Genomic DNA, 25,456 nt, shown 5'->3' on the forward strand with positions numbered 1-25,456 from the left:
GTGTTTGCAGTGCAAACTACGTTTGCAGAGGACGCGGTCGATCTTGTACCGCCCGAAACCTCCGCAATACCAGTGGCCGAACCGGCGGGCGTGTCTACTTTTCCCAAGGTTTTGCGTTGGCGTCTGGAACGTTTCTTCGCGGATGCGGACCTTTCGCCCAAGGCCGATCCCACCATGTGGGGCAAGATCGCCGTGGGTATGGCGGTGTTGGCGGGCAGCTGGATCGCGCTGTATACGCTCCATCCTGCTGCCTGGGCATTCGTGGCTCTGTATCTTCTGGGCGGCCTTGCCCAGACATTTCTTTTGTTGAACATAGCGCACGACAGCAACCACAACGCCATCTCGTCGCGACCGGTGATCAATAAGAGCCTGAACTATGTCTTCGACCTCTGCGGGATCAGCTCCTACATGTGGCGTATTCTGCATCACAGGGGACACCACTCCTGCATCAATCTGCATGGGGAAGATGATGCGATTGAGGGCCGGGGCCTGTTTCGCTTTACTCCTCATGATCCGCGTACGCCGTTGCATCGCTTCCAGCACATCTACGCGCTCTTTCTTTACGCGCTGTTCTCGCTGGAATATGTGTTCGTCCGCGACTTCCAGAGCTTTTTCTTACCCGGCCACGACTACCTGACGCGGACGAAACACCCTGTGCGGGAATATGTCATCCTCTTCGCAGGTAAGGCCTTCTATCTCACCTACATGCTCGTACTGCCAATTGTGGTGATGAGGGAATCGCCGTGGCTGGTTCTTACGGCGTTCTTCCTTGTCCACCTGGTCGTTGGCATCAGTGTTGTGCTCGTCTTTCAAACAACTCACGTGATTGAGGATACGTACTTTCCCTTACATCGCAGTGAATTTGAAAACGGTGTTTACCATGTCTTTGCCACTACGGCCGACTATGCGACGGAGAACCCCGTTGTCGGCTGGCTTGTGGGTGGTCTGAATCATCACGTTGTGCATCACCTGTGCCCGTACGTATGCCACACCCACTATGCTCCGCTCACCCGGATCGTGAAACAGACAGCCGAGGAGTTCGGTGTGCCGTATCGGCAACACGCCACGATGACCAGGGCGATCTGGCACCATCTGCTGCTGTTGAGGCAGTTGGGGAACGAAAACTGATGCAGTGCTTTTTCACGGTCCTCAGGGATCTGCGATCGCGTGCTGCTCACGACACAAAGCTCCCTGCGGTCCAGGGGAATAACCAGAAAGGCTGGGCATGACCCCGTCGTCCACGCTCATTCCTGCTGTGTCCCGCATGCGTTCCCTCGCGGACTCGCGCGCCATGGCCAGCAATCCTGTGCAGGTTCTTTCGCAGTACAGCGAAGAGTTCGGTGATACCTTCCGCTTTTATCTTGGCGGCATCAAGGAAGCGATTGTAACCATCGATCCCGCAGTGATCGAGCACGTGCTGAAGACCAACGCCGGAAACTACCGCAAATCTGAGATTCAGGTGAAGCGGATGGGGCACTTTCTGGGCAAGGGCCTGCTCACGACCGAAGGCGAAGCCTGGAAGACACAGCGACGCCTGATCCAGAAGGGCTTCGACCGCAAGCAGCTCGATGCGTTGTCCATCATCATGCAGGACTCCCTCGCTGAGTCGCTGACAGACTTCGACAAGCAGATCCGCAGCGGCCCGGTCGATATCTATCCGCAGCTCATGAAGATCACGTTTGCAATGGTTGCCCGATCACTCTTTGGGGCACGACTCAAGGACGAAGATATTGAGCTGGTCAGCGAAACCATTTGCGCTGTTCAGGAATTCATCGTGAAGCAGACACTTCAGCCGTATCTGAACCCATGGTTCGAGGTGTCGGGTGAACTCAGCAAACATGAAGAGATGCGTAAACGTGCGGATGCGGTCCTGATGGCGTACATCAAGAAGCGTCGCAACGAGCCACCCGCGCTGGACCTGCTGCAGACCTTGATGGACGCACGGTACGCCGATGGGGAGGGCATGAGCGACGAACTCGTCCTCAGCGAGAGTATGCAGTTGCTGGTGGCGGGGCATGAGACATCGTCCAATGGGCTCTCGTGGCTGCTGTACCTTCTGAGTTCACGACCCGAGTGCCTGGAGAAGATGCGTCAGGAGTTTGATGAGGTATTGGGCGACGCTCCACTCAGTCACGCCGATGTTCCGAAATTCACCTACGCAACGCAGGTCATTCAGGAGGGGCTCCGCCTCTACCCGCCGTTCTGGATGGTCGATCGGGAAGCCATTGCGGACGACCGCGTGGGCGACACCGTCATACCGGCGGGTTCTATGGTTATCGTGCATGTATACGGTGCGCACCATGCCCAGAAGCATTGGCCCAACCCGGAGACATTCGATACGGACAGGTTCATCAAGGGCAGCGAAAAGCTTCGCGCGCCATTCACCTATCTCCCCTTCGGAGGCGGCCCCCGAGGCTGTATCGGCAACCACTATGCAATGTTGCAGATACTCATGATCCTGAGCGACCTGCTTCGAAAGTACGACTTCGAAGTCGAACCCGGTCAGACCATCGAAGCGCAACCGATGGTGATCCTGAGACCAAAGCATGGAATACGCATGACCTTCACCAACGCGGTGTCACGCGTTGCAGAGGTTGTGTAGCGGTCACCGTCCACAGCTCATAAGGCAGCGATGCATCTCGGAATGAGGTCGACCCAGCGGCCGCGTGTGCATCGATAGAAGTGCCCCTCCGCCTTCGCTGTGGCAGTCGGAGAGTGGGATCGGCGCCTCATCCGGGTGTGAACCACGCAAGGTCGGTCAATCATTCTTTGGGGCGTCATCTGCCTGGATGAAAGCCTCGGTCTTGAGCGAAATCCTCTGAAATGTGGCAGTTGTTACGTGTTACGTAACGGGTTGGAACTTCCCAATCGTGGGAGCTTAACGCGATAGTTCTCAGCCGTGCGAAAGAGAAGGGTACCTGGCGTAGGCCAAACTTTCTTGGTTCGCAAACCTGCAGATATTTCAAGGCCATCCATGACGTCTCTTCTACCGTGTCCCCCGACCCAGTTCCTGCCCTCACCTCCTGAAGTTTGTAGCCAATCAGATGGCTGATAGATCCTTCGCGGTCTAATTCCGAATCCCCTCCAGGACCTTAACTACCCGGAAACGACAGCTGGTCACGAAGACCTGCCTGATCTTCCGCACGCAGACTTGTGTGCCTTTTCCGGCGTGGGAATATCACGATCACCTTTGTGCCTCGCATAACCGACAGTCGATTTTCGGAGAACCTCAATGAAGCAATCCGCAAAGTTTTTATGTCTTGTCATCTGGATGGCAATCGTCTCCTCCTTAGCCGCGCAAACGTACTACGTTTCGCCCACGGGAAGTGACACGAACAATGGAACCACGACGGCCACGCCGTGGCAGACCATTGGCAAGATCAACAGCGTTGTATTCCCGCAGGGAAGCACCGTCGCTTTCCTGGGAGGGCAGACCTTTGCGGGGTGCCTCGTCTTCAATACGACAAATGTGCCTGCATCTTCCGCATCCACGCCGTTTACCGTAACGTCGTATGGCACGGGTGTTGCGACGATCCAGTCGAACTGCTCTGGAACGACAGGGGCCGCTGTCACGGTCGATAACATCAGTGGTTTCACCATGAATGGCCTGAAGGTGGTAAACGGTAGCAGCACGATCTATGGGGTTCTGCTGGAGAATCAGACCTCAAATACGCCGACGCAGGCGATTGTCATTCAGAACTCTGAGATCAACGGTTTTGGCCCGGTCAGTGGAAGCCCGAACGGTGGAGAGATCTGGATTATTGGCTATGCATTGAACGGCAATAACGGGCCTCTGAATAACATCCAGATTCTGAACAACACGCTGCACGGCGCATCCGTGAGTTCTGCGGATGGTGCTGGTGTCAACGGCTGGGGCTACGGTAAAAACATCACGAATGTTCTGGTGCAGGGAAACACGATCTACAACCTGGGCATGGTGGCCACAACAACCGGGGCGGGCATTACAGCGAATGGCTGGGATGGTGGAACGATCCAGTACAACGTTGTGCATGACATCGGCGCGAACGTCACCTCATGCGGAGGTACATCGGGCATCGAGACCTACACGTCGAACAACATTACCATTCGCTACAACGAGATCTACAACGTTCAGCCGGTGACCTATACCGCTGGCTGCGACTGGGATGGTATTGATCTGGACGGCGGCACAACCAGTTCCCTTGTGGAGTACAACTACACGCACCACAACGCCGGCAGCGGATTCCTTGCCTACACCTCGAAGCCCAGTGGTTACACATGGGGGCCAAATACCTACCGCTACAACATCTCAGAGAACGATGACTGGGCCAAAGCACAGGGGGCCCTGTTCGATGTAGTTCCGTCGGCGCCGACGAATGCGCTGCAGATCTATGGCAACACCTTCTTCAGCAATATCTCGCAGAATACGAAGTCGACCTCCAGCGCCTGTTTCAACTTCGGCAATGGAAGCGGTACGTGGGGCAGTGGGTCATTGATCGCAGACAACATCTGCTACATGACGAACCATGACCAGTACGGCAGAAGCGGCAACTTCTATTACAACCCATATACCCAGAGCGGCATGACGATCTCAAACAACTTGTATTACGCCAATAGCAGTCCCACGTGGCGCTGGGGCGGAACAAGCTATACAACGCTGGCAGCCTGGGTAGCGAAAGGGGTGGAGACAAGCCCTGCCTATGGAGATCCCTTGTTTACCAGCGGTGGAACTGGTGGAACGTGCAGTTGGACCCCGTCTCTGGGCAATGGTCCGCAGTCGTGTCCGGCTGGCTATGCGTTGCAGTCCAGCTCTCCGGGATCAGGCACAGGTGTTGTTGTTGCGAGCAATGGAGGTGTGGATTATTACCAGAGCACGTTAACCAGCCCGCCCAACATTGGCGCTTATTCCGGAACCGGTGGTAGTGGCGGCAGCGGGGGCACTGTGGCTCCCGGAACACCAACTGGCTTGACCGCGACTGCTACTTCAGTGAGCACGGTCAACCTGACATGGACAGCGTCGAGCAATGCGTGGAGCTACAACATTTACCGCAGCTTGACGAGTGGCTTCACGCCTTCTCCTTCCAATCTGGTGGCGCAAGGAATTGCGGGATCACCCTATACCGATAGCGGGCTTACCCACGGCATGACGTACTACTATGTGGTGCAGGCCGTGAATGGAGCCGGGACATCCGCAGCATCCAATCAGGCTTCTGCCGCAACCTTCAGCCAGGCGCAGTTGCAGTACTACGTCTCGCCGAGTGGTAACGACACCAATGATGGCGTTTCCGCATCGACGCCGTGGCTGACCATTGCCAAGGTGAATAGCTTTACGTATCCCGAGGGAAGCACCGTTTCTTTTCAAGGTGGCCAGACCTTTACCGGATGCCTGATCTTTACCAGCACCATTGTGCCAAAGTCTTCGATGCAGAACCCGTTTACCGTGACATCGTATGGATCGGGAACCGCAACGATTCAGTCGTCGGCAAGCTGTTCCGGAAAAAACACGGCTGCCATCATCGGTGACAACATCAACGGGTTCACCGTGAGTGGCCTGCAAGTGGTGAATGGCGCGAGCACGAACTGGGGCGTGCTGCTGCAGAACAGCAAGGTGACTTATGCAACCCAGGGCATGATGGTGCAAAACTCTGACATCAGTGGATTCGCCACAACAGGAGGACAGGGCGGTGGCGAGATATGGGTCCTGGGTTACGCGTTGAACGGCAATAAAGGGCCGCTCAACAACGTACAAATTCTGAACAACACACTTCATGGTGCTACCGCTACTGCGGCAGACGGAGCAGGTGTTGGTGGATGGGGCTACGGGCAGAACATCTCTAACGTCCTGATGCAGGGAAACACTGTCTATAACCTGGGCAATCCGGCCCCGTATGGTGCGTTGAATGCGAACGGCGTCAATGGAGCAATCATTCAGCACAACATCATTCACGACATTGGGGCGAACACCACTGCTTGTGGAGGCACCAGCGGTATTGAGACTTACAACGCGAACAACATTTATATCCAGTTCAATGAGGTCTACAACGTGCAACCACTGCCCGCCTTCACAACAGGATGTGACTGGGATGGCATTGATCTTGATGGAGGCACCACAAACTCAATCGTTCAGTACAACTACACACATAACAACGCAGGGGCGGGTCTGCTCGGATACAACGGGAACCCCAGCGGTACCACGTGGGGTAAGAACACCTATCGTTACAACATCTCTGAAAATGACGATCTGGCGCGTGGCTCCGGCGGTCTGTTTGGGATCACACCGAATCCTGCACAAAACCCTGTCTATGTTTATGGCAATACGTTCCTGAACAATATCCCGCAGTCCTCCGTCTCTACCGATCCAAGCGCATGCCTCTTCCTTGCAATGTGGAATGGTGCGGGCGCATTTGCCTCTGGCTCAATGTTCCAGGACAACATCTGCTACATGGCCAATCCGAACTCTGCCGGGAATGTGGAATTTATTCGAGACAACAACACGATGACTGGCCTGACGTTCAGTAACAACCTCTACTACACACCGAACACGCCGCAGTGGATCTGGAACGGAACAACGTATACGAGCCTGGCAGCGTGGACAGCTTCCGGTACGGAATCCAGTGCGATCTTCGCTGATCCGTTGTTGAACAGCCCTGGCAATGGAGGTATGTGCAGTTGGACGGCAGCACTTGGCAATGGCCCACAGGCGTGTCCCGCGGCATATACGTTGCAACCGGGATCGCCTGCGATTGGTGCGGGCGTATCCGTCTCCAGTAATGGTGGTGTGGATTACTACCAGAACACATTGACCACCCCGCCAAGCATTGGTGCGTATTCCGGCAGCGGTGTGTGCCGGTCAGGGCTGTGGTGCTTGCAGGCAACGCTTCCTGCAGCGCCGAACTACACCTCGACGCATGAGCAGGTGTCGGTGTCAGCGGGACAAACGTATATCGGCAGCATCTGGATTCAGGGCTCAGGATCTGTCGAACTAGATGTGATGAATAACTCGACGTATCTGGCAACCGTGAAGTGCACGGCTACTGCGGCATGGACTAACTGTTCCACACCACCGTTCAGCACGGGCAGTTACACCTCGTTGCGGTTCCAGGTAAAGGACTCGTATGCAGGGCCTGGTGCAGCTTCTCTCGACGATGCTTTCCTGGGCGTCTCAGGAGGAACGAATGTGCTGGCAAACCCTGGCTTTGAAAGTGGCGCAACGAGCTGGGGCGTCGACAGCGGCGGTGCAACCACATGGATGATTGCGCAGTTTTAACCAGATGGCGTATGCCCTGCGCGGTTACGGGCATACGCCATTGCCTTAAGTTGATTCAAGCATTGGTGGAATGGCATCGCTGTCATCCTTCAGTTGCGTGCCGCTGGCTCCAAGCGCGTAGGCGGACTGAATGAGATGAGCCAGTCGGAAGGCTGCTTCGTCATAGGAGAGGCCCGCAGGACGGATGTTCGAGACACAGTTGCGCTCGGCATCTGTGCGACCGCGTCGGGGGCCATAGGTAAGATAAGCACCCAGACTGTCTGGCGATTTAAGGCCGGGCCGCTCTCCGATGAAGATGAGAGAGAGCTGCGCGCGTCGCAGTTCACCGATGTCATCCGCGAGCGCAACGCGTGCCTGCGTTGCGAGTACTGGGTCCAGTTCCCAATCAGGAAGAGCTTCGCGCAAACGCACGAGCATGGGCAATGCATGAAGTGTCGGTGCAAGTGCCGAGAGTCCGTCAGCAACCACAATCGTGATGCGTCTGATAGAGGGCGCTTCCTCCTGCCGAAGCGATGCGACGCAGTCTGGATGTAGCTGGCGTCCCAGGTCAGGGCGCCGCAGATATTCCGAACGATCCTTCGCTCGACTGGCTGCTTGCTTTGCGATAAACCCCTGCTCATGCAACTGCGTGGAGAGAGTTGCAAGGTCAAGCACCGCATGGACTGCATCGCGCGCGCGTGCATGATCCATCGTGAAGTCCAACAGAGGTCTGGTAGGAAGACTTACTCCCGCGCGACCCAACGCAATGCGCGCAGAGGTCCACTCGGTCAGCGAAGACCATGACTCCGAATTGACAAGCGAGCGTTCCACGAATCTTTACGCTCCTGCCAGCGGAAGCATGCGAGCAAGACTGGGACTGGATAAGACGAACCGGCCACTGGCATCCACAATTTGCATTTCGCGGAGCCATTCCTCAAATTCCGGTGCACGCTTCAAGCCCAGTACGCTGCGAACATACAGGGCGTCGTGGAACGATGTGCTCTGGTAATTCAGCATAATGTCATCGGCGCCCGGAACACCGATGATGAAGTTTACGCCTGCCACTCCCAGCAGTGTGAGCAGTGTATCCATGTCGTCCTGATCCGCTTCGGCGTGGTTGGTGTAGCACACGTCACATCCCATCGGCAGGCCAAGCAGCTTGCCGCAGAAATGATCTTCAAGACCCGCGCGAATAATTTGTTTGCTGTCGTAGAGATACTCTGGCCCAATGAAGCCAACGACGGTATTCACAAGCAGAGGGCTGCACATACGAGCCACGGCATAGGCTCGCGCCTCGCACGTCTGTTGATCCACACCGAAGTTTGCAGACGCGGACAAAGCACTGCCCTGGCCCGTTTCAAAGTACATGCAATTTGTGCCGATGGTGCCACGCTTCAATGAGAGCGCTGCTTCTTCCGCCTCACGCAGTATGGCGAGCGAAATGCCGAACGACTCATTCGCCTTCTGTGTTCCGGCGATAGATTGGAAGACCAGGTCCACAGGCGCACCGCGTTTCATCGCCTCCATGGTGTTCGTGATATGCGTAAGAACGCAGGTCTGCACAGGAGCGTTGAAGCGAAGACGAAAATCGTCCAGCAGTTGCAACAGACGGATGCTTGACGTCACGCTGTCGGTGGCTGGATTGATGCCAATGACGGCGTCTCCACAACCGTACAGAAGACCATCCACGGTGGATGCAAGGATACCCTTTGCATCATCTGTGGGATGATTCGGCTGCAGGCGAACAGACATGGTGCCCGGCAGTCCTATCGTGGAGCGGAAGCGAGTTACAACCTTGCAGCGACTGGCGGCCAGAATCAGGTCCTGATTACGCATTAATTTGGAGACAGCAGCGACCATCTCCGGCGTCAGCCCGCGGCTCACCGCAGCAAGCGATTCCGGTGTTTGCGTTTCCTGTAAAAGCCATTCGCGGAACTGCCCCACAGTCAGGTGCGCGATGGGCGCGAAGGCATCCTGATCGTGTGTGTCAAAAATGAGCCGGGTCACATCATCCTGCTCGTAAGGAACGACGGCTTCCTGAAGAAAATGCTTCAGGGGCACATCCGCAAGCGCATAGCGCGCCGCTGCTCGAACAATCTCGGAATCCGCTGCGATACCGGCAAGATCGTCGCCGGACCGCGCGGGCGAAGCCTTCGCAAGCAGTTCTTTCAAATCTGCGAAGTTGTAGCGTGTTCCCTGAATGGTGTGAGCAAAGCCCATCCGTCAGCCTCGCGAAGTGTTGCGTTTAGCCCCAATACGTCCTGTCACACGCAGCATCAGGTATCCCGCGATGACCGTAGCAAGAAAAATCGCGGCAATCAAGCGGTTGTAATACACAACGCTGGCCAGGCAGACAATAACGCCCAGCAGTGTCCAAAGAGGGGCAAATGGATACAGCCGGATGCGAAAGGGTCTCGGCATGTCAGGCTCGGTTTTGCGCAGGCGAAAAAGAGCCAGCATACTGGTGGCGTACATGACAAGTGCACCAATCACGGACATGGTAACAATGTTGGCGGTGAGTGGCTGGCCAGCGATCACGAGCCATGAATCGCTGTAAATGGCCGCAATGCCCACCACGCCACCCGCAAGAATCGCAACCCACGGTGTCTTGAATCGGGGATGAATCTTACCGAAGATTTCCGGAAGATAATCGGCGCGTGCGAGAGCGTAAATCTGCCGGGAATAACCGAAGATAATGCCGTGCAGCGATGCGATGAGTCCAAACAGTCCGAGCCACACCAGCATATGGAGCCATCCGCTGGAGGAGCCTACGATCATCTTCATCGCCTGCGGCAGCGGATCGTTGATGTTTGCAAGCAGTCGCCAGTCACCCGCGCCGCCCGCCATCAGCATGACTCCCAACGCCAGCACCAGCAACGTTGCAATGCCACCAAGATAGGCGCGCGGAATTGAGCGGGTCGGATTCCTGGCTTCTTCTGCCGCCATGGCCACACCTTCAATCGCAAGGAAGAACCAGATGGCGAAGGGGACAGCAATGAACATACCGTGCAGTGTGCCGATGGTCAGGTGGTCCTTGCCAGACCATCCACCCGAAAGAAAGTTGGACAGGTGGAAACCCGGAGCGACCACCGCCATGAAGACGAGCAATTCTGCGATGGCAAGCAGGGTAATGAAGAGTTCAAAGCTGGCTGCAATCTGCACGCCGACGATATTGATCGTCATGAAGACTAGGTATGCGATGGTGGCGGCGAGCTTGGGCGACAGGGAAGGGAACTGCACGTTCAGATAGGCGCCAATAGCCAACGCGATGGCAGGTGGCGCAAAGACGAACTCGATAAGCGTTGCGATGCCTGCAATGTATCCGCCGACGGGGCCGAATGCCCGTTGCGCATAGGCAAAAGGACCGCCGGCGTTTGGGATCGAAGTGGTGAGCTCTGTGAAGCTGAAGATGAAGGTGCCATACATGGTGGCCACCAACGCCGTGGTGATGAGAAATCCGAGGGTGCCTGCACTGGCCCAGCCGTAACTCCATCCGAAGTATTCGCCGGAAATGACAAGACCGACGGCGATGCCCCACAGTTGCCACGTGTTAAGTGTCGCCTTCAGATGAGAGTGCTCGCTCATTCGCTCCTTTGCCGCAAAACAGAAAATTGTGTACGTGTCCGCCCATTATGCTCATATCCGGGTGCAAGGACTATTGAAATTCGGCAATTACTGAAAAATGCCGCTTTATAGCATTTGCTGTATCGAGACCGCTATTGGATAATACCCACCATCATGCCAGCTTCTACCGAGAAGGCAGCGTTGCCGTATTCGCCTGAAAAGGCGGAGGTGTATGCGTGTGCGTCAGATGACGCGAATGCGCAAGCGCGTAGCCTGCAGGGCTGGTCTCAACTCTATGACCAGATTTCTCCGGGCAGCTTTCACGGTGCGATTGAGGGTATCTGCACTGACTCGCTGCATGTGTTTCGTGAAGCCACCAACGCGCGTTTGCGGCAATCATGCGTGGTGAAGTCCGACGCCTGGTGGTTCGGTATTCCTGTGCGGGAGGATGTGTCGTTTCGCCTGGACGCACGTACGATCCCCTGTGGTGAGATTGCGATTCGTCGTGGACAACAGGTATTCGAACTGATGACACCTGAATCGTTTGATATCTTCGGCATTGTAGTGAAGCGGCAAAAGCTGGAAGAACACTTACGTCAGTTTCAGGACGTCACCCCTCCTGGTGATCACGACGATCTGCTGCGGGCGGCGCCACATCTGCGAACGCGTCTGCGCCTGCTGTTGCATGAGTTGCTTTCACAAATGCTGCTTTACCCGGAAGTGGCGCAGAGCGTGAATGCAAGAGAGGCAATGGAGCAATCCTTGATGGATGCGGTTGCGGATGCATGCCGCGAGCGCAGCGCGAGCCATGAGGTGAGCCGCGCAGAGCGCCAGCAGGCGATCCTCGTTCGCGATGTCCGCGAATATCTGCTGAGCCTGGAGGACCGCGTGGCATCTGTCCCCGAGCTTTGTCGAAACTTCAACATCAGTCGCCGCACACTGCAGTATGCCTTTGAACAGGTGTTGGGTATGGGGCCAAACGCATACCTGAAACTGCTGCGATTGAATGGTGTGCGGCGTGATTTGAGCAAACGCAGTGCGCTGATCAAGTCTGTTCAGCAGGTCGCAGCGGATTGGGGATTCTGGCATCTCAGCCAGTTCTCAAAGGACTACAAGCAGCACTTTCTGGAACTGCCTTCGCTTACGCTGAAGCGCACGCTGGATGCTCGTCCAAGATGAAAGTTCTGTGACAAGTGCGCTTTTCCTTCGCACTTTGCCGAAATTAGATAACGGGACAACGCCGCGGCTGGCTATGCTGCATTCACTTCCCCATGGTGCGAATGCCCGTTGCAGCTTTCTGTAGCGATGTAACTGGCTTTGGCCACCACGGACTTTTTTGGAGATCAGGATGTCTATCCGTAGGCTTGCGCCAATTTCGATCGCATCGGTGTTGTTGTGTAGCGGTACACTCATCGTTCACGCCCAGTCCACCCAGGGAACCATCCTTGGAACTGTGAAGGACAAGAGCGCGGCTGTGGTTCCCAACGCCGAAGTAAAGCTCACCGGAATCGACACCGGTATCACCAGGAATGCGAAAGCAGATTCTGCCGGCAACTACCAGTTTCTCAATCTGAATGCGGGTGCGTACTCGCTGGAAGTGACTGCTCCGGGCTTTGCTACGCAGAAGATTCAGAATCTGCGGTTGACCGCACGCCAGGAACTGCGCGCCGATGCAGCACTCGATCTTGGCACGGTAGCGCAAGAGACATCAGTAAACGCAAGCGATGCCGGCGCCATTCAGACCGAATCGCCTTCGATTGACGCTACCCTTTCCGCTACTGCAGTGCGTGACCTGCCTGCGAACTATCGCGCAAGCTCAAACGGCACCAGCCCGTTGAGTATGATTCAGTCCCTGCCTGGCGTGCAGGGTGATGGCAGTGGCACATCGTTCTCCATCCAGGGCGGTCTCCCGTTCCAGACGGAAGTAACGGTCGACGGCATCACCACGCGTAGCGCCACCGGCGGAAATTCACCGATTCAGAATGCCTTTCCTTCCGGCGATTCCATCGCGGAAATGCGCGTGGATGGCGTGATGAATAACGCTGAGTTTGGCCAGCCGGGTGAGGTGACTTCCACGACCAAGGGTGGCACAAACCAGCTTCACGGAGCGGCCTTCTGGTATCACCAGGATGCTTCGCTGAATGCTAAAGCTTATGCTGCTTTGTCGAAGGCGAAACTGATAACAAACGACTACGGCGGAACGCTGGGTGGGCCCGTTGTGATTCCGAAGTTGTACAACGGCCACGATAAGACGTTCTTCTTCGGTACGTATGAGGGGTATCGCAGTCCTCGAACGACGTCTGCGCAGTACTACGTTCCGACGGCGGCAATGAAGAAGGGCGACTTTACTCGTGTACAGGGTGTTTCTTCACTGAAGAACCCGTATACGGGTGGAACGTATCCCCTGAATGCGTTACCGATCAATGCAGTTGCTGCAAAGTTCCTTCAGTTCTTCCCGGATCCTAATATCGGCGATACGTCCACTTATGTTCCGGGACAGTACAACTACTCCACGAACAAAGATACGTCGCTCTATTCTGAACAGTTCGATATCCGTGGTGACCAGTATTTCGGACAGAAGGCGTTAGTGTTTGGCCGGTTCTCGTTCAAGAACCACAACCCGCACAACGCTCAAAACCTGAACGTACCTTCCAGCGAAAACTCTGAGAAGGATCGTATCTTCCTCATAGCTGGAAACTATAACTTCACGCCGAACCTGATTAACGAGTTTCGATATGGGTTTACCTTTTCCACGCAGGGAAATACGAATCCATTTGACGGAAAGACTTTCACACAGAACTCCGGTCTGCAGGGATTGCAGAACCTGTTCTACAACGGCCTTCCGGAACTTGACTTCTCGTATCTGACAAATCTGGATGCCGATCGGCTGACGTCTGTTTCGCAGTCTCGCACGCATGTATTCACGGACAATCTGACATGGGTGAAGGGCCGCCATACGATGAAGTTTGGCCTGGATATCCGCAGGATTGAAGCGCTGACACCGCTTGGCTTTAATGGTGCAGATAACTATGGAACATTCGATTATTCTTCGGCAAACTTCACCGGGAATGAATTTGCGGACTTCCTGATTGGTACGCCCAACACCACCTTCTATGACGTTGTTCAATCGGATAACGACGGCAAAGCCAAGCACTATCACTTCTACGCGCAGGATCAGTGGCGTGTCTCAGACAGCCTGACGTTGAGTTATGGCATTCGTTACGAATACCACCCGGCGTATCACGATCCGTCTGGCAACATCGGTAACTTCGATCCTTCTGTTGCTAAGTCCGGACGCGTCATCTATCCGACGGGCAAGGGTGCTCTGGTGTCCACGGACTATCTTGCCAGCTTTAACTCCTGCGGGTTGGGATTGAGCTCCGGTGTACCAGCGCAGAATGGAGCAGCCTGCACACCGACGGTGGACAACACGCAGGCAGGGCTTCCGGATGGCCTGCGTACGGCGGTTAAATTACGCTTTGCTCCGCGGTTCGGCTTTGCGTATCGCCCCTTCGGCAGCAACCGTACCGTAGTCCGCGGCGGCTATGGCCTATATAACATTACCCTGCTGGGTTCCAACTTCTACTCGTTGACTGGCACGCTGCAGTCCAACACGACGCAGTATGCGAACACGCAGACGGCAAGCGGTCCTTCTTACACCTGGCCCAGCATTTATGCGGGTGCGGGAACCAGCTCCAATGCAGTCAGCAACTACGGCCAGGCGTACTTCGGCACGGCGAATGATATTCACTGGAACGACCCATACTCGCACCAGTTCTCATTGTCCGTGGATCGCGATCTCGGAAAGGGCTATGGTCTGCGCGTTTCCTACATCGGCATGACCACGAAGCACCTGGTCTGGGCGCCGAATCTGAACGATATGCCTTACTCGTCAACCACCTCTGCGTACAATCAGCCGTTGTCCGCGCGTCTGTTCCCGAACTGGGGTGTCATTAACTCCCGCTCCACTGGAGCCGATTCCAACTATCAGTCGGGGCAGATCAACTTTCATCGTGCCACCAGCAGTGGCTTGGTGGTTGATTCGACCTATACGCTGGCGAAGAACCTTGCCAACAATATGGGACCCAACAGCACAGGGTTTGCAAGCGAAGCCAGTTCGCGTGCGAGCTATGGCCAGGACCCGAATGTCGATTTCGGTCAGGCCTACGGAACACGCCGTCATCGCTGGAACACCACGCTCGTGTATGGATTGCCATTTGGTCGTGGCAAGCAGTTCGGCGGAAAGATGAACCGCTACGCGGATCTGCTGGTTGGCGGATGGCAGTTGAGCAGCATCTTTGTGATGGAGACCGGGCCGTTCCTGTCGCCATACTTCTCCAGCGGCCAGGGCGATCCTTCTGGTACCGGTTCAGGACTCAGCTCCTCCAAGATCGGTGCGGCTTATCCGGGACGCTCGCAAAAGGCGGACCGCGTAGTTGGAGTAAGTGTTGTTCCCACGCAGCGTTCCGTTAACAAGTGGTTTAATTCCGCCGCATTCACTTGCCCCGGTGATCCGAACTGGGTAGCAGGATCACCATGCACCACAGGCGGTGGAAAGACTGGAAACCCGGCTCCCATCGGGCGATTCGGCAATGTGCAGAACGGTTCCGTAGTGGGGCCCGGTTTGATCAACCTGTCTACAGGACTGAGCAAGCAGTTCGCCATCACGGAACGTGTGTCACTGCGCGCTGAAGGTACCTTCACCAACGTGCTGAATCACACGAACCTTGGCAATCCGGTAATGAACATCGCCAGCTCAACGTTCGGTCGGATTACCACGACAAGTGGTGTGGACTTTGGCGGGCCGCGCACCGGACAGGTGTCCATGCGTCTGCAGTTCTAATCGATAACCAATCACAAAGAACGATGTATATGACGAAGCACCGAAGCGAGCCGGAGAATCTCTCCGGCTCGCTTTAGTCTGAACAGGGTAGGAGTGGATGCATGAGAAGCAGGCGAGATTTTCTGAAGATGGCAGCAGCAACGGCAGGCATGGGCATGACACCACCTGCGATTGGTCGCGCACTTGCCATCGAGCCGGATAGCAGAGCCGGCACTATTCAGGATGTGCAGCACGTTGTGATCCTGATGCAGGAGAATCGTTCCTTTGATCACTACTTTGGATCGCTGCGCGGTGTACGTGGTTTCGGTGATCCGCATCCAGCTCCTATGCCGAATGGAAAGAGCGTCTGGTATCAACCCACGGCACAGGTCAAGACAAAGCGCTATCACGACCGTGGTCTGTCGCCTGACGCGACTCATGTGCTGCCGTTTTATCTGAACCCGAAACAGACAACGGAGTTTCAGGCGGGCACGGATCACGGTTGGAGCAGTGGTCATCTTGCATGGAACAACGGCCACCATAACCAGTGGGTGAATCAGAAGCAGGATGTTCTGACTATGGGTTATCTGAAGCGTGAGGATGTTTCGTTTCACTACGCACTGGCCGATGCGTTTACCCTGTGCGATGCATATCACTGCTCTGTGCATTCGAATACGTGTCCGAACAGGATTTATCTATGGAGCGGAACGATTGATTCGCAGAACCGCCTTGGCAAGCGGAAGAACGGGCCAGGGATTGAAGAGCGAGGAAAGACCAATGGTTATACGTGGACCACGTATCCAGAGCGTTTGCAGAAGGCTGGTGTGAGCTGGCGCGTGTATCAGGGCGGGACTGGTTTGCCGGGATCGCCCACGGATAACTACACAGATAACTCACTCGAATTCTTTGCGCAGTATCAGGTGAAGGAAGGTGCATCGCCAAAGAGCGAGCTAGTGCGACGCGGCGTTACGGATCGCACGCTGGTGCAGTTCAAGGAAGATGTGCAGAAGGGGAACCTGCCGCAAGTTTCGTGGGTTGTTGCGCCATACAAATACTGCGAACACCCGGAAGCCTCGCCGACCGATGGTGCATACTTCATCTCGCTGGTGCTGGACGCGCTCACGTCGAATCCTGAAGTGTGGAACAAGACGGTCTTCTTCATCAACTACGACGAGAATGATGGCCTGTTCGATCACGTTGTCCCGCCAATGCCTCCGTCAACGCTGCATGCGAACGGCGGTGGGATGATATCGAACGCTCTTCAGTCGCATCTTGAGGATGAGTTCCTGAATCTTGATCTTTATCCGCATGAGATGCACCCGTTGATCCCGGGTGCTGATCCTGGTGGGCGTCAACCCATCGGGCTTGGGCCACGTGTTCCCATGCTGGTGGTTTCGCCCTGGAGCAAGGGCGGCTGGACGTGTTCGGAGACCTTCGATCACACATCAGTTCTGCGTTTTCTGGAAAAGCGTTTTGGTGTGGAGGAGACAAACATCTCTGCGTGGCGACGTTCCATCTGCGGTGATCTCACTTCAGCATTTGATTTCGCGCAGACAAGTGATCGTCACATTGTCTCTTATCCCCCACCGCAGCCCATTGCGTCATCGCATAAGCCATACAGTATCCCCGCAGTACAGAAGATGCCGGAACAGGAACCCGGCACAAGGCCTGCGCGCGCGATTGGCTATGTGTTGGAGACACAGGTCCGTCACGAAGATAAAAAGCTATGGCTGGACCTCCGCAATGCAGGAAGCATTGGTGCGGCGTTCTATGTCTACGATCAGAAGAACCCGACGACTCATCCGCGTCGATACAGTGTGGTGGCAGGGGATACATTGTCTGACTTCTGGGAATTGCCCAGCGATCGCATGTTCGATCTGCAGGTGTACGGTCCCAATGGTTTCTTTGCGCGTCACGCAGGAATCTCGCAAATCGAACAACTGCAGGTAGAGGTTCGGCAGGATACTTCCAAACAGACACTGCGAGTGAACCTGAAGAATCCTTCAGATAAGAGTGTCTCCGTAGTTTGGGAAGAAAAGTGCACGAAGGTCGCAGGGCAAGACGTGTCAGTGGCGCCGCTAGGCAGTGCGTTGTTTGAAGTGCCGCTTGTCGCCAGTGCGGGGTGGTACGAGCTTTCGATCATGGAAGCCGGTTCGCCTGCCGTGTTGCAGATGCAGCTTGCCGGCCATGTGGAGAGCGGTCTCCCCAGCCAGACGCAATCCAGGTTGGGGTGATTCTGAAAAGAAGATTGCGACTCTGACGCTTCGTTATGGAAGTGCAGAATCAAAATGCATAACGGCGACTACTCTATCCAAAAGATGAGCGGTCGCCGTTCAGTCTTTTACGGCATAAAGTGTCGTCTGCTAGCCTCATAGTGTGAAGGTTCGTTATCTTATTGATTCAATACCTATTCTCGGTTACGCACGAAACATACGCAGGTGTGGGTTATTGTCGAGACGGAACAGTATTGCGTTGCAGAACCGCATCCAACCTCAGATGAAGTACGTTTCATCTATCGGCTGGAAGTTTGCGGTCGTTCTGACCCTGAGTTCTTTGCCTGTAGCAGGCCAGACATCCCCTTCGACTGCGACACCGGATGCGCCCAGGGCTGCGTCTGTAACAAACTCGGCCTCACCTGCGAATGTCGCAGCGCAATCAGCCGTTCCTTCAAAATCGGCTGCTCCGGCACAAACGCTGCCGCAGCAGATAGCCGCGATGCCGCGACTTGTGAACCCCGGGATTGATACTACGGCGCAAGGAAAGGCCATGCTGGAGCACCTGAACGACGTGCTTCGGTTCTATCGCGCATCCACCACGCAGATTCAGAAAGTGGGCGAACCGAGCGATGCGTTATATGGCGAACAGGCAAGCCAGCATGCCGCACAGATTGGGCAGACAGCATTTCAATCGGCACGAAATCTGGCGGCGTTGTTCAATCGTCTGCAACCCGGCAGCACAGCATCGGGCGGAGCGCAGTCAACACAACCGACAGATGATACGGACAATGACAACACCCAACCGCAGGAACCCACCACGGCGCAACGCTTAACCGCTGCTCGTGCACGAGTGCAGGCTCGCATTGCTGATCTTGCCGCCCAGGACGCGGTTCTGGACAAACAGATCAGTACAGCGAAAGGCAAGAATCTTGCAGCTCTGCAGCAACGCGACGAGCAGTTAGAAGGCCAGCTGGAATTGCAGAAGGCCATGCTGGATGCGATGACCAGGTTGTCTTCAATGGCCGATGCGCAGACAGCAACGGGACTTGCTGGTGATGTCGAGCGGCTGCTGCGTGCGGCGCCGGAACTGGCTTCTTCCTCAAAATCAGTCACAGCGCCGCCTGTGCTGGAAAGCCTGTCCACCGTGCGGGAGTCAGGTGTTTCCACGCAGGCGATTGCATTGTTTCAACTACTGGGTGCGCGGCGAGACATCGAAAGCCGCATTCATGAACTGGATGTATTGAAAAAACAGGCGAACGATCTGCGCGCACCGATCCGTTCTCTGTTGCGATCAACGATTCAGCAGGGAGATGCAGCCATGCAATCGCCTGCGAATCTTTCAGATGCAGAGGCATTGCGGGCAACACGAAAGCATTATGATGCGCTGAGTTCCACCTTTCGTGTGTTGAGTACCGCAACGCTGCCTTCTTCACAGGAAGTGCTGCTACTGGAATCTGCACGCGCAAATCTGGTGAGTTGGCGCACAGTAGTGAATGCGGAGTACGTCACACTCTTGCGGTCATTGCTGTTACGCGTGGTATCGATTGCGCTGTCGCTGCTGGTGCTCTTCCTTGTGAGCGGAGTATGGCAGCGGTTGACGGCGAAGTATGTACGCGACATCCGGCGTCGCAGACAGATTCTGATTATCCGGCGGACTGTACTCGGATTTCTCACGGGTGTGGTACTGATCTTCGGCTTTGTGACACAGTTCAGTTCGTTGGCGACATTCGCGGGATTCATCACCGCGGGCATTGCTGTTGGACTGCAGACGATTCTGCTTTCCGTTGCTGCATATTTCTTCATCGTGGGCCGCTATGGCGTGCGTGTTGGAGACCGTATTACCGTGGCAGGCGTAACGGGCGACGTGATTGAGGTAGGCCTGGTGCGTTTTTACATGTCAGAGCTGACAGGCACAGGGACCGAACTGCATCCCACCGGGCGCGTCGCGGTGTTTGCGAACTCCGTGTTGTTCCAAAGCGGTACGCCGCTGTACAAGCAGATGCCCGGAACAGAATATGCCTGGCATGAGTTGACGGTAAAACTGAAGGCGGATGCCGACTACCGTGCGGCGACGGACGCCATCCTGAACGCCGTCACCACCACGTACAACACCTATCGCGCTTCGATTGAAGCCCAGCATCAGAATGTAGAGCAGTGGATGGATGCCCCGGTCGAGAAGCCCGGCATTGAGCCGCGGCTGCAGCTTACGGACGCAGGCCTACAGTACGCTGTGTTGTTTCCGGTTGAGATTAAAAACGCGTCCTCCACCGATGAAGCAATGATCCATACCCTGTTGCACGACATGGAGAACAATGAAGCGCTAAAGAACGGCATTGCCGCGCCACCCCAGGTGAAGGCCGTTGTGAAGGGCTAGCAACTCCAACTATTAAAAAGACCACTTCTGCCGCCATGACAATCTGAACGAATCGTTCGTGCGTGTTGACGACATAATGCCCTGTCATCACTTGATGATGGCAGGGCATTGTGTCGTAGAAATTACGATTGCGACTGTCGCTTCGCGTTTGATGTAACGAGCCGTGGCTATGAGTAGTTAATCGTTAACGTGCTGCTTTCCACGTGTAAGTAACCAATGACGTCGCGGGCAGGGAGAGATGCACCGTGCGTGCATGCCACTCCACATCCATTGTCTTTGCTTCGGCGGTATCGTTGAATGTGATCAGGACAATGGTTCCATCCGTGTCTTCAAATGCCACCTGATCCACGCCTTCCGTTGTCGTGGAGGATGCAATGTGTACCGCACCGGGATGCACGAACTTGCTGGCGTGTGCCAACGCGTAGAAGTCACCATTCCACGTAATGGCGGAGGGCTTCTGCGTTGCATCAATCGTCAACAGGCCACGGCATATTCCACAGCCACCGGCATGCGGATTTCCCTTGGGATCAAGCGCAATGCCCCATAGCGTAACGGCCTTTGCCCAATGCTGTGTCGACGAAATAACAAGGTGTGCGGTGACAGCCAGCGGTGCTTCTTTTTGCCATGTGCCACCGGAGCACTCCGTCATCCAGATGCCCATCTGCGGGTCCTTGGCATGCATGTCGTCTTGCACATCCGCCTTGCCGCCGTAGCAATGCATCGCAGAGCCAGCCATGTAAGGACGCGCAGTCGGATCAGCGATGACGCTGAGCGGATATTCCGGATGGTCCCAGTTATGGTCATACGCCATCACCTGCGTTTTCAAACCGGCTGCATGTAGAGCGGGGCCAAGGTCTTTGCCGATGAAGCGCGCTGCCTGATCTGCCAGCAGCAATGTGCCGGGATAGTTCTTTGTCTCGTTCAAAGGTTCATTTTGAATCGTCAGATACTGCGGTGTAATCCCTTCCTTCGCAAAGGCCTGGAGTGATCGCACAAGATACTTTGCATATGCAGGTTCGGCATCCTCGCGCAACATGCCGCCGTTCATGGTGGGCTTTGTCTTCATCCATGCGGGCATGCTCCACGGCGAAGCAATCAGAGTCATGCGTGGATTCAATTTCAGCGCCTCACGCACCGTGGGAAAAACATCGGCACGGTCCTTCTCAACGGAGAAGTGTTGCATCTCCGGATCGCTCTGCCCTTGCGGCATGTCGTCATAGCTGTAATGCATGCGCGAGAGATCGGTGCTGGCAATAGGAAGACGCATTGCGCTCAGGCCAATACCGCGCTTCGGATCGAACAGACGCGTCATCACATCGTTGCGTTGCTGCGGCGTCAGATTGTGTTGCAGGAGATACGCAGATCCTTCGACAAACGCCGCGCCGAAACCATCCATGGTCTGGAAACGCTTTGTCTCGTCGACAGTAATCGTTACATCAGGCTTTGCTGCGCCGCGCGAAAATTTCGCAGACGGAAGTGGCGCAAGCGTCTTACTAAGATCGACCGATGTCTGAACACCATGGACCGTCTGCGCCACAGCAGCGACGGAAAGAAGCAGGGACGACGAACACATCACCAAGAGTCGGTAGGGAATCACGCAGACATCCTTTAACGGGGTAGGGAAATAGTAGTGCAAGAAAGTATGGGCTGGCCGATGTTATGGCCAGCCCACATGGAGAAAGCTGCTGGTTAGAAGTAGATCTTCGCCGCCAGCTGGATCACACGCGGTCCACCGGGTCCGCTGGGATTGCGGACTGCGGTAGGTGTGCCCCACGAGTTGCTCTTCGTGATGGACAGTGGCGTGTACGTGTTGTTGCTGCTGTTGTAAGAAGGCAACGTTACGTTTGCACTGTAATCGCGGGTACTGATGTTGGTGTGATTCAGGATGTTAAAGAACTCGCCACGCAGCTGGATATAACGGCCTTTGTCGCTCTTGCCCAGTGGGAAGTTCTTGAAGATCGAGTTATCCCACGTGACCAGTGCATCGTTGCGGATGCTGCCGGGTGCGCCCTGCGTCGGCTGACCAATAGTCGGCAGAATCAGGTTGCCACGCTCATCCACACCCACGTATGCAGGCGGTGTTTTGCTGTATTGGCGAGCGCCGGTGAGCACGTTCGCGGGCGACCACAGTGCATTGCGCACAGGGTTGCCGCTCTGGAAGTTCGCAAGACCGCTGATCTGGTAGCCATCGGTGACGTATTCAAGCCAGCGTGGTCCACCAAAGTGCTGCGTGAACTTCGGCAGGTCATACACATAGTTGATGGCGCCAATGCTGCGGCGATCGAAGCCCGCCGGGCCATAGCTATACAGTTTGGGGTTGAACTTATCCACGAACGTTTCGTCTGCCGTGGAGGTTGTCATTGCCTTTGACCATGTGTAAGTACCGCCAAAGGTCAGCCCGCGCGAGAAGCGGCGCTGTACCGATACCTGCAGTGAGTTATATCCAGCCGTACCGTCGAACTTATAGTATTCAAGCTGGTCATAGCCCTTGTACGGTGCAAGGTAGTTCGTGTTGTATGCCTTGTCGCCTGCAAAGGAGTAACCCGCCGCAGCATATTCCGGAGGCAGGTTCGGCTCTACGTCGGGCACCACGCCGCCAGCGTACAGGCTGGGGTTCTGTGCGGCCTTCGTAAATGCGGTGCCGTACGGAAGCTGGTTCAGATCGCGTGCGGTCACCTGGTGGCGCGACTGCGTTCCCACGTATGCCACATCCAGCGTGGTGCCGGAAGCCACTTCACGCTGAATACCCAGCGAGAAGCTATACGTCGTCGGCACCTGACCCGTGATATCCGCGCCATAGATGCCGCCCAGCACGCCGGGGTTCGACTGCGCCGCGGTGGCAATGTTGGTGATGTTTGCGTTGTTGATCGTCGGTGTCGTTACCAGTGAAGGATTGCCGAAAACCGTGTTGAAGACCAGGTTGCCCTGCGAGCGGTCATGCGAGATGCCGAAGCCGCCACGCAGAACGCCCTTGCGGTCGTTGAACAGGTCATAGCTGAAGCCAACGCGCGGCTCATACTGAATGCCACGACCGTTCCAGCCGCCCTTGGGCAGTGTGCCGTTTGCGGAATAGGTCATACCGTTCAGGCGATTGCCGCCACTGCCCACAATAGCGCCACTCGTCGGATCGATGGTCACAGCATTCGCCGCATTGTAGGCGGACGGAGTGAACAGGGCGATCTGGTTTTTCGCATCGAACTGCGGTGGAATCCACGCGAAGCGTATGCCGTAGTCCAGCGTCAGGCGCGGGCTGATCACCCACGTGTCCTGCGCATAGAACTCCAACTGGTTGTAGCGGAAGTAACCCGTAGGACGTGAGGACGACTGGTTGAAGCTGGTGAACGCACCGGACAGAGCGCTGGCAAATGGCGAACCCTGGTTGCTGTTGCTGGTCGATCCGCTCAGGCAGCCTGTCGGCGTGGTGGAGCAGGCATTGAAGCTGAACTGGCCGTTGGAATTGCCCCACGCAATCTGATCCTTGCGCGAACGCTGGTAGAACACACCAAACTTCATGGTGTGGTTCTTCAATGTCCAGGTCAGGTTGTCATTGGCATTGATGGTCGTGTTCGCCTGGTGCCACGGTGTAGCGCCAAGGTAGCTGCTGGGATAGTTCTGTCCATTGCCGGTATAGGAGAAATCCGGGATAGAAGTATCCGACGTGACCGGGAACAGCAGCGGCAGGTTGATGTTGTTTGCGCCAACGCTGATGTTGCCGTTTACACCCGCCGTTTCGGAGCGATAGACCGAAGGACCGATACTGACTTCGTTCACGATGGTCGGCGAGAGAGTGCTGGTCAGGTCGACGGCAAGGTTCCAGCCTGGCTGACGGTTGCTGCAACCGCCCGCGAACTGCAGGTTGCTGGAACAGTTCAGACTGCCAAAGCTGTTGAAGGGCCCGGTGCTGCTGTCCTGGTTATTAATGTAACGCGCAAACAGGCGCTCGTTCGGCGTGATCTGCCAGTCCACACGGCCAACATACTCGGTACGTGGGTGCGAGTAGCTGAGAGGATCCTGGCGGTTGTAGGTAGATTGACCAGTCACGTTTGGCAGCGGGTACAGGTTCAGGATGCGCTGGATCTGCGCAAAGTTCGCCGCCTGTGCCGCTGTAAGCTGTGAGGGCGTCACAGCATTGCCCGCGAAGGGCAGACCCGTATTCGGGTTGTAGACGGTGATCAGGTTGTTGTTAGAGTCACGGCTCTGGCTGAAGTCACCATTGCGCTCCAGCGAGGTGGGCACGCGGTACTGATTCACGCTGCCGGGAACAAGCTGGCGATACCATTCGGTCGAGAAGAAGTAGTACAGCTTGTCCTTCTTGATCGGTCCGCCAATCTGCGCGCCCACGGTGTTGTAGCGGTAAAGCTGTTGCGGCGTGTTGTTGTGGTTCTCAATCCACGAACGCGCGTCCATGCCTTCGTTGCGATGGAAGATGTGCACGTTGCCGTGGATGTCATTGGTGCCGCCGCGGCTGGTCACCACGATGGAACCGCCGCCTGCCTTGCCGAACTCGGCCTGGTAGTTGCTGGTCAACACCTTCACTTCGGCAATAGCGTCCGTGTTCAGGGTCACCTGCGTGCCGCCGTTGTTGCCGGTATCCACGTTGCTGGCGCCGTCCAGGGTGAACTCGTGCTGGTTGGCGCGGGTACCGTTCACGGAGTAGCTGTCCAGACCGCCCGTGCCAGATACACCAAAGCTGCCCGTGCCGGATACGCCGGGGATCACGCGGACAATGTCGAGGACGTTACGGCCGTTCAGGGCAATGTCGTTCAACTGCTTGCCGGTGATCAGGTCACTGCGCTCGCCGGAGTTGGCCTGGATCTGCATCTGGCCGGTCTCGGCGGTGACGTTCACCGTCGTGCTCTCCGCGCCCACCTGGAGCTGGAATGCTCCGGCGTTCAGACGGTCGGCGGAACTCAGGATCACGCCATCCTTCTTCAATTGCTGGAAGCCGGTGCGCGTCACGGTGATGGTGTAGGTTCCGGCTGGCAGGTTGGGAATGGAGAAGGTGCCGTTGCCGGTGGAGGTAACCGTACGGGTAACGCCCAGAGCGGGTGCTTCTGCCTTTACGGAGGCGTCCGGGATCAGGGCTCCGGTTGTATCCTGAACAGAGCCCAGAATGGTGCCCGACGTGACTTGTGCGCCTGCTGTTGAGACCGCTCCAAGCGCCAGAACACATGCCACCGGAATGGGGCAGAGCCGGCTAAGCGGTCCTTGAATCATAGGATTACTGGCCAATAAAAATTTGGATCGAAAAGATG

At 55.9% G+C, this 25,456-nt stretch carries 12 protein-coding genes; 7 read left to right on the top strand and 5 right to left on the bottom strand.

Translation table 11 applies throughout. The features are described 5' to 3' along the window. The 3 genes from AB6729_RS00950 (at position 1) to AB6729_RS00960 (ending at position 7,246) form a co-directional block, all read left to right on the top strand. Positions 1-1,128, top strand: coding sequence for a fatty acid desaturase (locus AB6729_RS00950; RefSeq protein ID WP_371079690.1), 1,128 nt, complete (start codon positions 1-3; stop codon positions 1,126-1,128). A 97-nt stretch (positions 1,129-1,225) separates the two neighbouring features. After that, positions 1,226-2,602, top strand: coding sequence for a cytochrome P450 (locus tag AB6729_RS00955; RefSeq protein ID WP_371079691.1), 1,377 nt, complete (start codon positions 1,226-1,228; stop codon positions 2,600-2,602). A gap of 630 nt (positions 2,603-3,232) precedes the next feature. Next, positions 3,233-7,246, top strand: coding sequence for a fibronectin type III domain-containing protein (locus AB6729_RS00960; protein ID WP_371079692.1), 4,014 nt, complete (start codon positions 3,233-3,235; stop codon positions 7,244-7,246). 45 nt (positions 7,247-7,291) lie between these two features. On the opposite strand, the gene eutC is transcribed toward AB6729_RS00960, so the two are convergent. The 3 genes from eutC to eat are packed head-to-tail and all read right to left on the bottom strand — an operon-like array spanning position 7,292 to position 10,810. Continuing rightward, entirely contained in the window at positions 7,292-8,056 is a 765-nt protein-coding gene (gene eutC, locus AB6729_RS00965) for an ethanolamine ammonia-lyase subunit EutC (protein ID WP_371079693.1), read from the bottom strand. 6 nt (positions 8,057-8,062) lie between these two features. Then, entirely contained in the window at positions 8,063-9,445 is a 1,383-nt protein-coding gene (locus AB6729_RS00970) for an ethanolamine ammonia-lyase subunit EutB (RefSeq protein WP_371079694.1), read from the bottom strand. A gap of 3 nt (positions 9,446-9,448) precedes the next feature. Beyond that, complete coding sequence (eat, locus tag AB6729_RS00975; protein ID WP_371079695.1) at positions 9,449-10,810, bottom strand: ethanolamine permease; 1,362 nt, start codon at positions 10,808-10,810, stop codon at positions 9,449-9,451. 153 nt (positions 10,811-10,963) lie between these two features. Between eat and AB6729_RS00980 the strand changes: the two genes are divergently transcribed. From AB6729_RS00980 to AB6729_RS00995, 4 genes are all read left to right on the top strand, one after another. After that, the gene (locus AB6729_RS00980) at positions 10,964-11,968 is read left to right on the top strand and encodes a helix-turn-helix domain-containing protein (RefSeq protein WP_371079696.1); all 1,005 of its coding nucleotides are present in this window, start codon (positions 10,964-10,966) and stop codon (positions 11,966-11,968) included. A 169-nt stretch (positions 11,969-12,137) separates the two neighbouring features. After that, positions 12,138-15,632, top strand: a complete 3,495-nt coding sequence (locus tag AB6729_RS00985; RefSeq protein ID WP_371079697.1) for a TonB-dependent receptor — start codon at positions 12,138-12,140, stop codon at positions 15,630-15,632. Between the two features lie 101 nt (positions 15,633-15,733). Beyond that, a complete protein-coding gene (locus AB6729_RS00990; RefSeq protein ID WP_371079698.1) occupies positions 15,734-17,845 on the top strand; it encodes a phosphocholine-specific phospholipase C in 2,112 nt (703 codons plus the stop codon). 262 nt (positions 17,846-18,107) lie between these two features. Then, positions 18,108-20,201, top strand: a complete 2,094-nt coding sequence (locus AB6729_RS00995; protein WP_371079699.1) for a mechanosensitive ion channel protein MscS — start codon at positions 18,108-18,110, stop codon at positions 20,199-20,201. Between the two features lie 184 nt (positions 20,202-20,385). Here AB6729_RS00995 and AB6729_RS01000 read toward each other — a convergent pair whose 3' ends face one another. Together AB6729_RS01000 and AB6729_RS01005 are read right to left on the bottom strand one after the other, a co-directional pair. Then, complete coding sequence (locus tag AB6729_RS01000; RefSeq protein ID WP_371079700.1) at positions 20,386-21,798, bottom strand: glycoside hydrolase family 30 beta sandwich domain-containing protein; 1,413 nt, start codon at positions 21,796-21,798, stop codon at positions 20,386-20,388. 92 nt (positions 21,799-21,890) lie between these two features. Then, the gene (locus tag AB6729_RS01005; RefSeq protein WP_371079701.1) at positions 21,891-25,418 is read right to left on the bottom strand and encodes a carboxypeptidase regulatory-like domain-containing protein; all 3,528 of its coding nucleotides are present in this window, start codon (positions 25,416-25,418) and stop codon (positions 21,891-21,893) included. Positions 25,419-25,456: the final 38 nt, after the last annotated feature.

This window comes from Terriglobus sp. RCC_193 (genome assembly GCF_041355105.1).
Taxonomy (GTDB): domain Bacteria; phylum Acidobacteriota; class Terriglobia; order Terriglobales; family Acidobacteriaceae; genus Terriglobus.